General features: G+C 41.6%; 15 protein-coding genes and 2 rRNA genes. 1 reads left to right on the top strand and 16 read right to left on the bottom strand.

Annotation, left to right across the window (positions count from 1 at the left end):
- Positions 1 to 148: 148 nt before the first annotated feature.
- From yabG to metG, 6 genes are all read right to left on the bottom strand, one after another.
- The gene (gene yabG / locus BM278_RS11105; protein ID WP_090949728.1) at positions 149 to 1,033 is read right to left on the bottom strand and encodes a sporulation peptidase YabG; all 885 of its coding nucleotides are present in this window, start codon (positions 1,031 to 1,033) and stop codon (positions 149 to 151) included.
- Positions 1,034 to 1,145: 112 nt separating this feature from the next.
- Positions 1,146 to 2,027 carry a 16S rRNA (adenine(1518)-N(6)/adenine(1519)-N(6))-dimethyltransferase RsmA gene (gene rsmA, locus BM278_RS11110; RefSeq protein ID WP_090949730.1) on the bottom strand — a complete coding sequence of 294 codons (882 nt, stop codon included), beginning with the start codon at positions 2,025 to 2,027 and terminating at the stop codon, positions 1,146 to 1,148.
- Positions 2,020 to 2,583 (bottom strand): ribonuclease M5, encoded by a 564-nt coding sequence (rnmV, locus tag BM278_RS11115; protein WP_090949750.1) that lies wholly within the window; start codon positions 2,581 to 2,583, stop codon positions 2,020 to 2,022. Before rnmV ends, rsmA begins: the two co-directional genes overlap by 8 nt.
- Positions 2,584 to 2,808: 225 nt before the next feature.
- Positions 2,809 to 4,014: a ubiquitin-like domain-containing protein gene (locus BM278_RS11120; protein ID WP_167359626.1), complete on the bottom strand. Its 1,206-nt coding sequence runs from the start codon at positions 4,012 to 4,014 to the stop codon at positions 2,809 to 2,811.
- Positions 4,015 to 4,216: 202 nt separating this feature from the next.
- Positions 4,217 to 4,987, bottom strand: coding sequence for a TatD family hydrolase (locus BM278_RS11125; protein WP_090949733.1), 771 nt, complete (start codon positions 4,985 to 4,987; stop codon positions 4,217 to 4,219).
- Between the two features lie 141 nt (positions 4,988 to 5,128).
- A complete protein-coding gene (gene metG / locus BM278_RS11130) occupies positions 5,129 to 7,075 on the bottom strand; it encodes a methionine--tRNA ligase (protein WP_090949734.1) in 1,947 nt (648 codons plus the stop codon).
- A 471-nt stretch (positions 7,076 to 7,546) separates the two neighbouring features.
- Here metG and BM278_RS11135 point away from each other — a divergent pair, with 471 nt between their 5' ends.
- Positions 7,547 to 7,849, top strand: a complete 303-nt coding sequence (locus BM278_RS11135) for an AbrB/MazE/SpoVT family DNA-binding domain-containing protein (protein WP_003247396.1) — start codon at positions 7,547 to 7,549, stop codon at positions 7,847 to 7,849.
- A 34-nt stretch (positions 7,850 to 7,883) separates the two neighbouring features.
- Here the strand turns inward: BM278_RS11135 and rsmI are convergent, their stop codons facing one another.
- From rsmI to BM278_RS11185, 10 genes are all read right to left on the bottom strand, one after another.
- On the bottom strand, positions 7,884 to 8,762 hold the full coding sequence (gene rsmI / locus BM278_RS11140) for a 16S rRNA (cytidine(1402)-2'-O)-methyltransferase (RefSeq protein ID WP_090949736.1): 879 nt from the start codon (positions 8,760 to 8,762) through the stop codon (positions 7,884 to 7,886).
- A gap of 14 nt (positions 8,763 to 8,776) precedes the next feature.
- A complete protein-coding gene (locus BM278_RS11145) occupies positions 8,777 to 9,526 on the bottom strand; it encodes a tRNA1(Val) (adenine(37)-N6)-methyltransferase (RefSeq protein WP_090949739.1) in 750 nt (249 codons plus the stop codon).
- Between the two features lie 55 nt (positions 9,527 to 9,581).
- Positions 9,582 to 9,947: a DNA replication initiation control protein YabA gene (yabA, locus tag BM278_RS11150; RefSeq protein WP_090949740.1), complete on the bottom strand. Its 366-nt coding sequence runs from the start codon at positions 9,945 to 9,947 to the stop codon at positions 9,582 to 9,584.
- 15 nt (positions 9,948 to 9,962) lie between these two features.
- Positions 9,963 to 10,790: a competence/sporulation regulator complex protein RicT gene (gene ricT / locus BM278_RS11155; RefSeq protein ID WP_090949742.1), complete on the bottom strand. Its 828-nt coding sequence runs from the start codon at positions 10,788 to 10,790 to the stop codon at positions 9,963 to 9,965.
- A gap of 15 nt (positions 10,791 to 10,805) precedes the next feature.
- A complete protein-coding gene (gene holB, locus BM278_RS11160) occupies positions 10,806 to 11,798 on the bottom strand; it encodes a DNA polymerase III subunit delta' (RefSeq protein WP_090949752.1) in 993 nt (330 codons plus the stop codon).
- A gap of 83 nt (positions 11,799 to 11,881) precedes the next feature.
- The gene (tmk, locus tag BM278_RS11165) at positions 11,882 to 12,514 is read right to left on the bottom strand and encodes a dTMP kinase (protein ID WP_090949743.1); all 633 of its coding nucleotides are present in this window, start codon (positions 12,512 to 12,514) and stop codon (positions 11,882 to 11,884) included.
- A 14-nt stretch (positions 12,515 to 12,528) separates the two neighbouring features.
- Complete coding sequence (locus BM278_RS11170; RefSeq protein ID WP_090949745.1) at positions 12,529 to 13,968, bottom strand: aminotransferase class I/II-fold pyridoxal phosphate-dependent enzyme; 1,440 nt, start codon at positions 13,966 to 13,968, stop codon at positions 12,529 to 12,531.
- Between the two features lie 184 nt (positions 13,969 to 14,152).
- Positions 14,153 to 14,359 (bottom strand): sigma factor G inhibitor Gin, encoded by a 207-nt coding sequence (locus BM278_RS11175; protein ID WP_090949747.1) that lies wholly within the window; start codon positions 14,357 to 14,359, stop codon positions 14,153 to 14,155.
- Positions 14,360 to 14,588: 229 nt separating this feature from the next.
- Positions 14,589 to 14,705 (bottom strand): 5S ribosomal RNA (gene rrf / locus BM278_RS11180).
- 131 nt (positions 14,706 to 14,836) lie between these two features.
- Positions 14,837 to 14,918 (bottom strand): 23S ribosomal RNA (locus BM278_RS11185); the annotation flags it as partial.

A 14,918-nucleotide genomic window follows, 5' to 3' on the forward strand; every position in this document is an offset into this window, starting at 1 on the left:
TCAAAAATAAAAATTATATCAGTGCATTTTCCTTACTGTCAATGCATATTTTTCTACACAATACTGTTTTTATTTATTATGTCGTTTTTTATGTAAAAATATGTATAAACTTTAGTAGGAAATAAAAAAACCGCCTACATGGCGGCTGCTAATCGCTCATCGCATCAATCAAACGAAACGGCATCCCCGTGCGCAATACTCCTTTCGTCTCCACCCCTCCAAGTCCCTTTTCTCCGGTCAATGTATTGCGAAGAACGTCCCAAACATCTACCGTTTCCATGAAAGGAGTAAAACTAATTCTTGAAACGATATAAACTGGATCGAGCGCGTGAATGTTTACGCGCGCCGGAGAACTGGCAAAATTTGCACCGGCGCGAATAAGTGATTCAAAATGGGATTGGCATGCCCCCGCAAAAATGATCAATTGGTCAAGATGAGGAACTTTTTTACGCGCTTCTTTTACCGTTTGGACAAAATGTTTGGAATGGCGATATGCCTTTAAATCCGTCACTTTTCCTTTCGATTTCGAATAGGAATCGTGACCGGTGATCACTAAAATATCAGGGCGAAACCGCTCAAGAAGTCCACCGACTTTCTCAGGCATTTCGCTTTCCTCGCAAAAGATGCCATACACCGGCACGCCAATTCGTTCATACAAATCCAAACACTTACGCAAATATAAAGGGTCACCGTCCAAATGAAGGACGCGCCCCGGAATTTGAAAAAAATCTTTGTCTGTCCGGTATCCCCCCGTCGCCCGATACTCTGTTTTTTGTTTGATGACATGATAATCTTGGCGAAACAGCTTATACGATTGCTCGATTAACTCTATTTCCTTTTTGTTTCTTTCCTGCTGTTCTCGTTCATCAATAATGACTAAATCGCTGCACGGGGCATCGGCGATAAGTCTCACATTTTCACCATACAAAATCGCTTCTTTTTCCCCGTTTTTTTCTTTCACATCTATGACACGAAACAATAAATCACAGTTATACGACTTCCTTGCGACAATATCGCCGACCTTAACGTCCATCACCATTCACTCCATTGTAAACAAATTGCTTACTAAGTAACATATGCGCATCTGGAAAATAGGTGATAGACACGGGTCTTCCCTTGTTTCTCACATCATCGAAAAAACAAAATTACATGTGCATGGCTTCCCTTAGCGCATTGCTAAGCGCGGCAAACTCTTCCATTGTCAACGTCTCTCCTCGGCGACGCGGGTCAATCCCTTTTTCTGTTAAAATGCGCTCGATTTTCTCTTTCATCGCCTTTCCGTTCGGCAAATTGCTGATTAGATTGTTTAAAATCGTTTTCCGGCGCTGAGCGAAACTCGCCCGCACCACTTGAAAGAAAAACGATTCATCGTCTACATCAACAGGCGGCTGCTTTCGCTTCATTAACCGAATCACAGCGGAATCCACGTTCGGCTGCGGCATAAACACCGTTCTTGGAACAGTCATGATCTTCTCTGCTTCCGTGTAATACTGAATCGCAATGGACAGCGAACCGTAATCTTTCGTTCCCGGTTGTGCAGAAATGCGGTCAGCGACTTCTTTTTGCAACATAACGACAATGCCGCGAATCGGCAAGTTATCCGTCAATAGCTTCATAATAATCGGCGTTGTAACGTAATACGGCAAATTCGCCACCACCATAATATCGGCCACATCGACAAACTCTTCTGCAATCACACGGTGAATATCCGCCTTTAAAACATCTTGATGAATAATGCGGACGTTTCTATACGGTGATAGCGCATCTTCCAAAATCGGCAAAAGCCGCTTGTCAATCTCAAACGCGACTACTTTCTTCGCGCGGCGCGCCAGCTGTTCCGTCAACGCTCCGATACCGGGACCGATTTCAATCGCTCCTGTATCGTCCGAAAGCTCGGCAACATCGACAATTTTCCGCAAAATATTGGTGTCAATCAAAAAATTTTGTCCTAAACTTTTTTTGAAGGAAAACCCGTACTTTTCTAAAATTTCCCGAGTACGCCCCGGTGTGGCAATGTCTTTATTCATCGTTTACTTCCTCCTGCAGCACTTGCTCTAATGCGGCGTAAAACGTTTCTTTAGAGATTTGAAATACTTGCAATCGCTTATAAAGCTGCTTTCCATTCGTATATCCTATTTTTAAAATTTCCCCTAAATGCTGGCGCCGCTTTTTCGCTAATTGCCCGCCGATTAAACCTGCGGCGATAAGTTCGTCAAACGTGATCTCTTCATTCCACTCCACCGCTTCCTCGTACACATTTTTCAACGCTTCGCGTATATCTTCCACAGAGGCGTGCTCCACGCCAATTCCTTTTCCATTTTTCGCAATAGCCGCTTTTCTTGGCAAAAATGCATGTTTGCATCCCGGAACACGCTCTGTAATCGTTTTTCGAATTTTTTCACCCGGAAAATCGGGATCTGTAAAAATAATCACCCCTCGTTTTTCTTTTGCCAGCTTAATTTGCTCAATCGTTTCTTCGCTGATTGCCGACCCGTTTGTTTCAATCGTATCTGCATCAACGGCGCGCCGAATCGCCACCGTATCATCTTTACCTTCGACAACAATAATTTCTTTGATTTTCATTACTAACACGCAGAAATCGTCCACTCATTCCCCAAGGAATAAGCCTTTTTTCCTATTTCTGCGCTGCCCCCTTTCCGATAAAATAATTGTTGAAAGGTTTTCACCTCTATTTTCTTTCAAAAATGACTGAAACTTTTTTCGACTTTTTTCGTCTAAATAAGTAGAAAAATCTTTCTTCATTATAACGAAAAAGCAGAGGGTAAAAAACCCTCCGCATTCTTTCCTTTATTGAAGAATTTTCACTTTTACGCGTTTTTTACCCCAACGAAACGCGTCCGATTTTTTCGGGAAAAATACGTCAATTTTATAACCGTTAATACCCCCGCCTGTGTCAGCGGCAATGGCGTATCCGTATCCTTCTACGTACACTTTTGATCCGATCGGTATAATGCTTGGATCAACCGCGATAACTTTCGCAGAAGGATTCGCGCGCAAGTTAATTCCTGTGCTCGTTGTTCCCGAACAGCCTCCGCAATAAGCGGTATAAGCGGTAGCAGTAACATAAAATTCTTTCGCTGCATGCCTTTGACCGCGCGACGCTATTGGAACAGAACGACTTTGCGCATTTGTAGATCGTGTGCCGATTGCAACGATGCGAGTTTTGCTTGCTTTAATCGTTTTTGTTTCTATTAGTTTTCGCGATACTTCTTTTCCGTTTTCAAGCACTACTTCATACTTCTTCAAAGCGCTTCCTTTTTCACCTGGGCTGATAACACGCTGTTCTCCTTTTGGCAATCGTGCGTCTTGGCGGGTGACGACTGCAAAATCAATCGGTTCTTCCACTACATCGGTGACTTTTTGAACTTTAACCACTTTTACCATCATGTTTTCTCTTATTTTTTCTTGCAAAGATGGCTCGACACGATCAAGTTCTCCTAATTTGACATCTTGTTGTTTTAAAAAGTCAGCGACAGTAGTCGAAGTTGCCCATACTTGTTTTTGTTTACCGCCGACATTTAATTGGACTGGAAATGCTTTTTCCACGTTCACTTCCATTCCTTTTTTTATCTTTGCATCTGGCGACGGGACAATTTTGTCGTGCTTTCCAATTTTAATATGTTGCGAGTTTAACAACTCGGCAACGTTTTTTGCAGTCGTCCATATTTCTTGCTTTTTTCCGTCTACTGTCAACGTTACTTTTTTGCTCGCCTGCCAAACAATGTTTAAATCATCTGTAATTGGCGTATCTAGCGATGGATAGACGTAATCTTCTTTTCTTGGCTCAATATTTTGTTCCTGCAATACTTCTTTTACCGTCTTGGCATGTGTGCGAATCTCTTGTTTTTTTCCGTTCGCCGTTAACGTCACATCATCCTTCGCTATTTCATACCCGGCAAATCCCGTTGTCGCTGAAAAAGCTATGAAACTACTAGCGGTAACCGTGAAATTTTTCCTCAATGAATCAGAAATCCTCTTCATATTGGGTAACATCATGCAAAACGCCTCCTTCTTGCGCGAATATTCCCCTCTTTCTCTAAACATGTACGCGTAAACACACTCTATTATGCAGAAAATTCGCTGAAAAAGAAAGGGAGACTTGTCGACACGTTTATCGTCTGTAACGTTCTAAATTTGTCAAACTTTTTTATTCGCTGGCGTTTAGACAAGTCCCCTTACCGATTGACAAATGATTTTAGCGATCGATGCCGAATATTTTTTTCGCATTCTCCGTCGTCGCTTTTGCCACTTCCTCAAAGGAAATGCCTTTTATCTCGGCGATCGCCTCCGCCACGTACTTGACGTAGCTTGGCTCGTTTCGTTTTCCGCGGAAAGGGTGAGGCGTTAAATACGGGCAATCTGTTTCAATCAATAAATGTTCAAGCGGAATTTGCGCCGCCACTTCCTTCGGCTTTTTCGCGTTTTTAAATGTTACTGGACCGCCGAGAGAAATAAAAAAGTTCATATCGATACATTGTTTCGCCACTTCCACACTTCCGCTAAAACAATGCATAATTCCACCGACTTCAGCGGCATTTTCCTCTTTTAAAATCCGCAAAATATCCGCTGTCGCCTCACGATTATGGATAATGATCGGCAGCTTCACTTTTTTCGCCAAAGCGATTTGCCGCCGAAATACGTCATGCTGTATTTCCTTTGGCGACTTATCCCAATAATAATCCAATCCCATTTCTCCTAACGCCACCACTTTTGGATGGGCAGCCAACTCTGCGATCATGTCGAAGTTCTCGTCCGTCATATCGATCGCATCAACGGGATGCCAGCCGACGGAAGCATAAATAAAATCATATTGTTCCGCTAGTTCCACCGCTCGGGCAATCGTAGGACGGTCAAAACCGACGACGACAATATGAGAAACTCCTTCGCCAAGAGCGCGATCAATCACTTCTTGTAAATCATCGTTATATTGGACGGCATTCAAATGCGCATGTGTGTCAAAAAGCATAACGGCAACCCCTTCTGTACCTTGGTGTTAAGTGTAACATAGAAATCCATTACATATATCACAAATTGTTAACATTTCCATTACAAAACGACAACAAAGAGGTGTCGTGTACGATAAACACCACACCTCTTATGTTCGCCATTATTTTATTTTTGTCCCATTTGGAATCGTTTTATCAACGGTAGCGATGGAAAGCGCGCCGTTTTCTTCTCCGGCAAGAATCATGCCTTGAGACAATTCGCCGCGCAATTTCACCGGTTTTAAATTCGTTACGCAAATGACTTTTTTGCCAACGAGTTCTTCTGGTTTATAAAATTGGGCAATTCCTGATACGACTTGACGTTTTTCATAGCCAAGATCTAGCTGGAGCTTCAACAATTTATCCGCGTTTTTCACCGGTTCCGCATGCACGACTTCGGCAACGCGCAAATCGACTTTCGCAAAATCGTCAATCGTGATCTCTTCCGCTTTTGGCGTTTGCGGCTCCGCTGTCTGCTTTTTCGGCGCACCGCCTTGCATATGCGCTTTAATATATTCCACTTCTTTTTCAATGTCTAGCCGTGGAAACAGCGGTTCACCTTTTGTCACTCTTGTTCCTTCTTTGATGAGGCCGAACTCGTACAAGCTGTCCCATTGTTTTAATGATTCATCGACAATGCCAAGCTGCGCGAAAATTTTTTCCGGCGTGCGCGTTAAAAACGGCTGTAACAAAATCGCAACATGGCGAAGCGATTCCGCTAAATGGGTCATTACCGACGCCAACTGTTCTTTTTTGCTTTCCTCTTTCGCGAGTACCCAAGGCTGCGTTTCGTCAATATATTTGTTTGTCCGGTTAATCAGCTGCCATACTGTCGCAAGCGCAACGGAAAATTCCATTTTCTCCATCGCTTCTTCGTATTGTTTTACCGTTTCTTTCGCTGTTTCGACAAGATCATTGTCAAATGCCGTTTTTGCGCCGCGATATGTCGGAATCACGCCGCCGAAATATTTTTCCACCATCGCCACCGTGCGGTGCAACAAGTTTCCTAAATCGTTGGCCAAATCGTAGTTAATGCGTTCGACAAAACCTTCTGGAGTAAACACGCCATCGGAGCCAAACGGGACTTCGCGAAGCAAATAATAGCGCAGCGCGTCCAATCCGTAACGGTCGATTAATGTGACCGGATCGACGACGTTTCCTTTTGATTTCGACATTTTGCCGTCTTTCATTAATAGCCAGCCGTGCGCGAACACTTTTTTCGGCAGCGGCAAATCAAGCGCCATCAACATAATCGGCCAATAAATCGTATGGAAGCGGACAATTTCCTTCCCGACTAAATGAACGTCAGCCGGCCAGTATTTGCGAAATTTCTCGTCATCATCCGTGCCATATCCTAACGCCGTAATATAGTTTGTGAGCGCGTCAATCCATACGTAAATGACGTGTTTCGGATCACCCGGAACTTTAATGCCCCAGTCAAATGTTGTGCGCGAAACTGCTAAATCCTCAAGCCCCGGTTTAATAAAATTGTTAATCATTTCATTTTTGCGTGACTCCGGCTGAATGAATTCCGGATTTTCTTCATAATATTGCAAAAGCCGGTCGACATATTTGCTCATTCTAAAGAAATACGATTCTTCTTTCACCTTCTCTACCGGGCGACCGCAGTCCGGACAGTTTCCATTAACGAGTTGCCGCTCTGTATAAAATGATTCACACGGCGTACAATACCATCCTTCGTACTCGCCCAAATAAATATCTCCTTGTTCGACAAGACGCGCGAAAATTTTTTCCACTACCTTTTTATGGCGATCTTGCGTTGTACGAATGAAATCATCATAAGAAATATCAAGTTTTTTCCATAATTCTTGGATGCCTGCGACAATTTCATCGACGTATTGTTGCGGAGTTACTCCTTTTTCTTCCGCTTTTCGCTGAATTTTTTGCCCATGTTCGTCTGTGCCCGTCAAATACATGACATCATAACCGCGCAAACGTTTATAACGTGCCATCGCGTCTCCCGCTACGGTCGTATACGCGTGACCAATATGCAAGTTTCCGCTCGGATAATAAATCGGCGTCGTAATATAAAACGTTTTTTTCTCCATCCTCATACCTCCCTATTCTGTTAGAACAAAAGCCCCCGCCCGACGGACGAGAGCGATGTTACTTTTATTTTACATAATTTTTTTCGTTCTACAAAAACATCTATTTCACCAATTGAAAAAAATATACTTTTAAAAGTTATATTCGAAAAAAAGAATGTTTCTAAGTTGACATCCGATATGCTTTTAGGCATACTCTCTTGAACGTTTTAGTTGCGCAAAGATTCCATGCCTACTCGTTCCGTAAAAGCTCCACATAAAACTTTGCATACCATCCATCTATTTTTTGTTAACACCATTTTAGTACTATTATCTTTTTTGAAATAATAATATACAATTTTTTTTAATTTTACATATAAAAGGATTGACGTATAATGGAAGCACTGATATGATTAGGGTGTAGGAAATTTGTCGAATATTGACGAATAAATCCTATCAAAATAAAAAACTATTTGATGGAGAGGAGAGCACTGTATGAAATCAACAGGTATCGTCCGCAAAGTTGATGAGTTAGGTCGTGTCGTCATCCCGATCGAATTGCGTCGCACGTTAGACATTGCCGAAAAAGACGCATTGGAAATCTATGTCGACGACGATCGCATCATTTTGAAAAAATATAAACCAAATATGACATGTGTCGTAACCGGCGAAGTTTCTGATGACAATTTCAAATTAGCCGGCGGTAAAATTATTTTAAGCCGCGAAGGCGCAGAAATTTTGTTAAAAGAAATTCAAGAACATCTACAACAATCATCGAATAACGATAACAACAAATAAAGAGTTTCTCTAGTATCAGAGAAACTCTCTTTTTTTATTGGTGATGATATTGCCGATAAACTTCCCGCTTCGACATATTTCTATCTTTCGCCGTTTGTTTAATCGCTTCTTTTGTCGTAAAATTTTTTTCCTGAATATAATATTCCACATGCTCAATCGGTGTTAACGAATGCCACCACGCTTCCGTTTCTTCATCTTCCTGCGTTTCCTTTGCCCCTTCCACAATGACGCAAAATTCCCCGCGAATCTCGTTGATTTTCACCCATTCGACAATCTCGCTAAGATTTCCGCGAATAAACTCTTCAAACCGCTTCGTCAACTCGCGGCATAAAACAACGCGGCGCTCTCCGAATACTTCATGCATCATCATAAGCGTTTCTTGCATGCGATGAGGAGCTTCATAAAAAATCATCGTTTCACGAATTTTTTTCAATGATTCCAACTGTTCCTTTTTTTCCTTTTTCGTCCGTTCAAGAAAACCAAAAAAGTAAAAGTGGTTTGTCGATAGCCCCGACGCAACAAGCGCGGTTAACGCTGCGTTCGCTCCCGGAAGCGGGACAACCGGACACCGCTCTTTGAGGGCGGAAACAATCAGTTCATGGCCCGGATCTGAAATTCCCGGCATTCCCGCGTCGCTGACGAGTGCCACTGATTTTCCCGCTTTTAGTCGCTCAACAATTTGCGGTCCGCTTTTATATTTATTATGCTCATGATAACTAATGATCGGCGTATGAATCTTAAAATGATTTAACAGTTTTTTTGTTTGTCTTGTATCTTCCGCAGCAATCATATCTACTTCTTGCAAAATGCGCACCGCCCGAAACGTCATATCTTCAAGATTGCCAATCGGCGTCGGAACGATATATAGCGTTCCTTTATCATTATCGTCAAAACTTTTTTGTTGCCAAAGCATTCGTCCTTGCTCCTTTACGATGGGATGATTCCATATAACAGCTGCTTCACTTCATCCGTATATTCATTATCGTCATTATATACAATAAGCGGCGGCAAAATTTTCAAATCCGGATTTCCGTCTTTAATGCCTTCAATCAAAATCGTATTGGCCTCTTTTCCAAGTTTCGGATAAACAAACCGCAGCCGTTTTGGCTCTAACCGATGCTCGCGCATTAGCGTAATAATGTCAAGCAGCCTTCCCGGCCGGTGCACAAATGCGGCTTTGCCCCCTTGCTTCAACAACTGGCTGCTCACGCGAATCACATCTTCAAGCGTACAATAAATTTCATGGCGGGCAATCGCAAAATGGACATTTTTGTTCATTTCCTCCTTGCCGATCGTTGGAAAATAGGGAGGATTGCACGTAACGACATCATATTTACTATATCCTAATTGCTTCGGCGCATCTTTAATATCTCCGTGAATAATTTCTATCTGCTTTTCCAAGCCGTTGTACTTTACGCTTCTTTTTGCCATGTCGCAAAGCCGCTCTTGAATTTCTACACCGATAATTTTTCCCTTCGTTCTCATGCTTAATAACAACGGAATAACGCCGTTTCCCGTACATAAATCGACAATCAACCCTTTTTGAATCGGCATATAAGCAAACTTCGCAAGCAAAACCGCATCGAGGGAAAAAGAAAACACCGACGGACTTTGAATAATGCGGATATCTTCATTGAAAAGATAATCAAGCCTCTCATCGTCATACAATTCCACCATCGCACATCCTCCTTATCTCAAAAAAATAACCTCTCCTTATGCGGAAAGGAAAGGCTTACTTTTTATTTAAAAAGGATAAGCAAAATAAACAATCGCCTTCTTTGCGGACGCTTCCATAATGGACATGGCAAATATGGAATCCTTCTTGATAAAGGCGGGCTAAATTATCGTATCCTTCGCCGATATCAATCAATTTTCTTTCATGGCCATGCTTATGATCTTTTTCTTTTCGTTTTTCTCCCGCCAACTCTCCGCTCACTTGTTCGAGCCGGCGGCGCAAATGATCGTTTTCAATTTGCAAATGATGGTTTTCCTCAAGCAATTCCGTTACATATTCCTTTAATTGCACAAGCTGACGATACAAATGGCTAAGTTGTTCCTCCATGCCTGTTACCGACTGAAAAATTTCTTTCTTATCCACGTCAATCCACCCCAATTAATCTGTGGCTTGGACTGGTAAAGTGCCATCTTTCATCAATTCATCAAGCGTATATTCCACGACTCGCCCATATTCCGATAATTCGACTTGCAATACTCGTTCTAAAATATTTAATCCGATCACTTTTCCAAGGCCATGCGGAGTTTTCACATACTCACCTAAATCAGGAAGCTGCTCTTTCGCTGTTTCGTATTCATCATTTTCGTATTTTAAGCAGCACATTAGCCGACCGCAAAGACCGGAAATTTTCGTCGGATTGAGCGATAAGTTTTGATCTTTCGCCATTTTAATCGACACTGGTTCAAAATCTCCTAAAAATGTCGAACAGCAAAGCATCCTTCCGCACGGGCCGATCCCGCCAAGCATTTTTGCTTCATCGCGAACACCAATTTGTCTTAATTCAATGCGCGTACGAAAAATCGCTGCTAAGTCTTTGACAAGTTCGCGAAAATCGACACGTCCATCTGCGGTAAAATAAAAAATCACTTTATTGCGGTCAAACGTATATTCGACATCGACTAATTTCATTTCTAAACCGTGCTCTTCTACTTTTTTCAAACAAATATCGTACGCTTCCCGCGCCGCCTTTTTGTTTTCCTCGACAATTAATTTGTCTTTCGCGTCCGCGACGCGGATCACTTTTTTCAACGGCAAAACGATATCGTTCTCATCAACCTGCTTGTTGCTAATAACGACTTTTCCGTATTCGATTCCACGAACCGTTTCCACAATGACGAACTCCCCGACAGGAATCGTCAATTCTCCGGGATCGAAATAATAAATTTTTCCCGCTTTTTTAAAACGGACACCGACGACATTATACAAACGCTTTTCCCTCCTTTACTTCTTTAAGTCAAGGATAAGTTGTTCCATTAAAAGTTGCACGCTCATATTGGTTGTATTTAAACGCGCTTTTGCACGCAAAATCATTTCCATGCTTTTTACAATCTGTCGTTGAGAACAAGAAAGAGACCATTGTCGCAAATCATCAAGACGATCACGATAAATGATCTTGTCAACCTGTCCTAATTGAATATGCAGCATATCTTTATATATATACAAAAGCAAATCTAATCCTAAATCGATTTGTTCCTTTTCTTGAAAATGAGGCAGCCATTGATCATGAATAAAAAAAAGTGCCTGCAAATCATTTTTCTTTAACGTTTCATATAATTGTAACACTATTTTTCTCGCCTGCGCAAACCAATCATCTCGGCTTAATTTGAGCGCTTCTTCACGATTGTTTGTCACATGTGCAGCGAGGAAAGCAATATGAGGCGAAATTTGCTGTTCTTCTAAATAATTAGCAAGCAAAACTGGTGGGATTGGCTTAAACGAAAACACTTGGCAACGGGAAATGATCGTTTCCAACATGCGGTGATATTGTTCCGTAATCAATATCGCTACCGTTCCTGGACGGGGTTCTTCTAAAAATTTTAACAAGCTATTCGCTGCGTTCGTTGTCATTTTGTCAGCATGCTCAATAATGTATAGCTTTCGGTCTGACTCCACCGCCATTTTCGTAAACTCTTGCTGCAGCATTTCAATTTGCTCTTTTTTCACCGATTGCCCATCCGGTTCAATGACATGCACATCCGGATGGTTTCCGGAATCGATTCTGCGGCAATTTCGGCAGTCATTGCAAGGATTTATTCCGGAACGATTCAAACAAAATAAGCTTTTTGCCAATAAAAGGCTCATTGCTTTTTTTCCCGTTCCGCGCTGTCCCTCAAACAAATAAGCATGAGAAATTCGCCCTTTTTCCAGACTTTTTGTAATCATTTTCACTACTGCAGGTTGATATCGTTCAAACTGCTCCCATTTCATCGCCACGTTCATCACTCGCTATCCTTTATATTTTTATTCTAGCATGCCTTGTTTTTTTCATCATGTGTTGTTTCGTGGCAACGCTGCTGCTATCTTTCTTCGATTCGGTCCATCACCGCCGCTATCGTCATTGCAAACACTTCATCGACCGATTTGGAAGCATCAATAGTAACGATGCGGTCAGAAAACAGTTCTGCTAGCTTTAAATATCCTTCTCTTACCTTATAATGGAAAGACAAACTTTCCATATCAAGCCGATTCATTTCGCGTTGTTTATTTTTTTGAATTCTCTCTAATCCTATTTTAGGGTCAATATCAAAATAAATCGTCAGCGTTGGAAAATAGCCATCAATAGCAAATTGATTAATTTGTAATATTTCATCAATCCCTAATTCTCTCGCAAATCCTTGATAAGCTAAAGAACTGTCGACAAATCGATCGCACAATACAATTTTGCCGGCTTTTACCGCGGGAATAATTTTTTCTAAAAGATGTTGCCTTCTCGCAGCGGCATAAAGTAGCGCTTCCGTACGTCCATCCATTTCCGTATGTGCTGGATTTAAAATAATCGAACGAATTTCCTCGGCAATACGAACACCTCCCGGTTCTCTTGTCGCTAAAACGTCAAACCCTTTTTCTCGCAAAAACGATTCCACCATGGCAATCATTGTCGTTTTTCCCGCTCCTTCCGGCCCCTCAAAAGAAAAAAAACGCCCTTTCATGCTTTATATCCCCCTTATTTTACTAGTGAACACACTTCTATTTGATTAGAAGATAAAAACTTTCCTCCTTGGAACCGCGCGTGATAACTTTTTAACTGTTTTATTTGTTCAATATGCTCTTTACTAATCCGTTCTCCTATAAATAATAACGGCACTCCAGGCGGATAAGGCGTGATCGTTTCCGCAGCGATAAATCCTTCCGCCTTTTCTAAGTCAACCACTTTTTTCGGTAATGTTTCTAGTTCTTTATAGGAAATAGAACTTGTAGATGCCAAGAACGAGAAAGAACGGAATGAATTTATCACCTCTTCGCTATAGTTTAATCCATGAAATGCCCGCTTTATCTTTTCGATCACTTCCTCTAAACGATCGACAACCGCAAGTGGATATACGAGTAAAACGTTAAACGGATCGGCAAGCTCCGCGAAAATTCCTTCTTTCTCTAAACGTTGCTGAAGCTCGTAACCAGACAACTTGCTTCTCGTTTGAACAACAATTTTCAATAAATCCGTTTTGACAAACGGATGTTGCGAATGAACGACAGCAATCCCTTCTATCTCACTAAGAGCATCTTTCAACTGTTGAATTTGTTTAGAAATATCTTCTACATCTTTTCGCGTCAAACAGGCAAGGTAGCTTCTTGCCAAATCAAGTGAAGCCATGATCGGATAAGATGGGCTGCTTGACTGAAACACTTGTAAAAAATATTTTAGTTTTTCTTTGTCTATTAATGAACTATTTACATGCAAATACGATCCCATCGTCATAGCCGGTAATGTCTTATGCGCTGACTGGACAACTACGTCCGCTCCGCACGCAACCGCTGTTTTCGGAAAAGGATCCCCGATAACAAAGTGAGCGCCATGCGCCTCATCGACAAGCACAGGAATACGATAGCGATGCGCGATGTTTACGACTTCCGTAAGATCAACCGCCATTCCATAATAATTTGGATTAGTCAACACTAATGCTGCGGCATCTTGATGAAGCTCAATCGCCTGCTTCACTGTTTCATACGCTACATAAGAGGCGACACGGACGTTTTCATCGAGTTCTGGAGGGAGAAAAACAGGAGTAGCTCCGACTAATTGAAGCGCGTGCATAATCGATTTATGGCAATTCCGCTGCACGATTACCTTTTTCTTTTCTCCGCAAGCGGCAAAAATCATCGCTAAATTTCCAACAGTAGAGCCATTTACTAAAAAAAACGTTGCTTCTACATTATACAGCTTTGCTGCCAACGATTGCGCCTCGGCGATGACCGATTCTGGATGATGGAGATCATCAAGACCGCTTAACTCTGTCGCATCTAGTTTTAATAACTGTTTATAATCATCTTTCGCTTCTATAGGAAATACTGTGCCATATTTGTGACCTGGTACGTGAAACGAAAATGGATGAATGGAATCATGCCGTTTTAAAGCGGTATATAAAGGAGTTTGCTGTTGATCCATGAATGTCCCTCTTTCCTCTTTCTGTCCACAAATGATAATATCTTACCATAGATAACAAGATATATATTATCATTAATCTGATTTGCCTTAAATAAAAACACATACGATTTCCTATGTCATTCCATATGAAAGTTGAACATGTCAACATGTTTATATAAATAAAACAGGTCCTATCGACAGGACCCTATGAATATATTTTCGAAGATATAATTTTCCTTAATTGTTTTACGTAAAAACGATATTTCGGATCGGTCGTATCCGTTTGCACAATCTTCCTTTCACAGTCGAAACAAAGAAACTGATCATAAATTTTAATACCTTCTTGTTTTGGTTGCTCACAAACGATACATACATTTTCAATACTATCTTTATCCGTAATCGGCGCACCCACCTTCTCCACCTCCCACCTTTTATTTTTCCCACATTTATAAATTTGTATACTAATAAAATTAGAGATGTTTATCATTTTATAACACCATATGAACAAAAACAGATTAGGGAATGCACACTTTTACTGAAGTTTAATAGAGGGAAATGTGAGAAGTGGAGATATTTCTTTCTAAATATAAAAAACAGCTGATTAAGCGTAAAAGCTTAGCCAGCTGTTTTCTATAACTATTGCCTAGCGACGACCTACTCTCGCAGGGGCGCTGGCCCCAACTACCATCGGCGCTGGAGAGCTTAACTTCCGTGTTCGGAATGGGAACGGGTGTTTCCTCTCCGCTATTGTCACTAGGCAAGTATTTCTATTGGACAGATATTATTATATTTCAATCATTTCTTTTGTCAAGAGGGATTCGTTCCCTCAAAACTAGATAACCGTCCGTTCGGAAGAAACCGTTTCGCTAGGCGGTTTCCGTTTTTCCGCTTGGTTAAGTCCTCGATCGATTAGTATCCGTCAGCTCCACGTGTCGCCACGCTTCCACCTCGGACCTATCAACCTCGTCATC

Source organism: Parageobacillus thermantarcticus (assembly GCF_900111865.1).
Classification (GTDB): Bacteria; Bacillota; Bacilli; order Bacillales; family Anoxybacillaceae; genus Parageobacillus; species Parageobacillus thermantarcticus.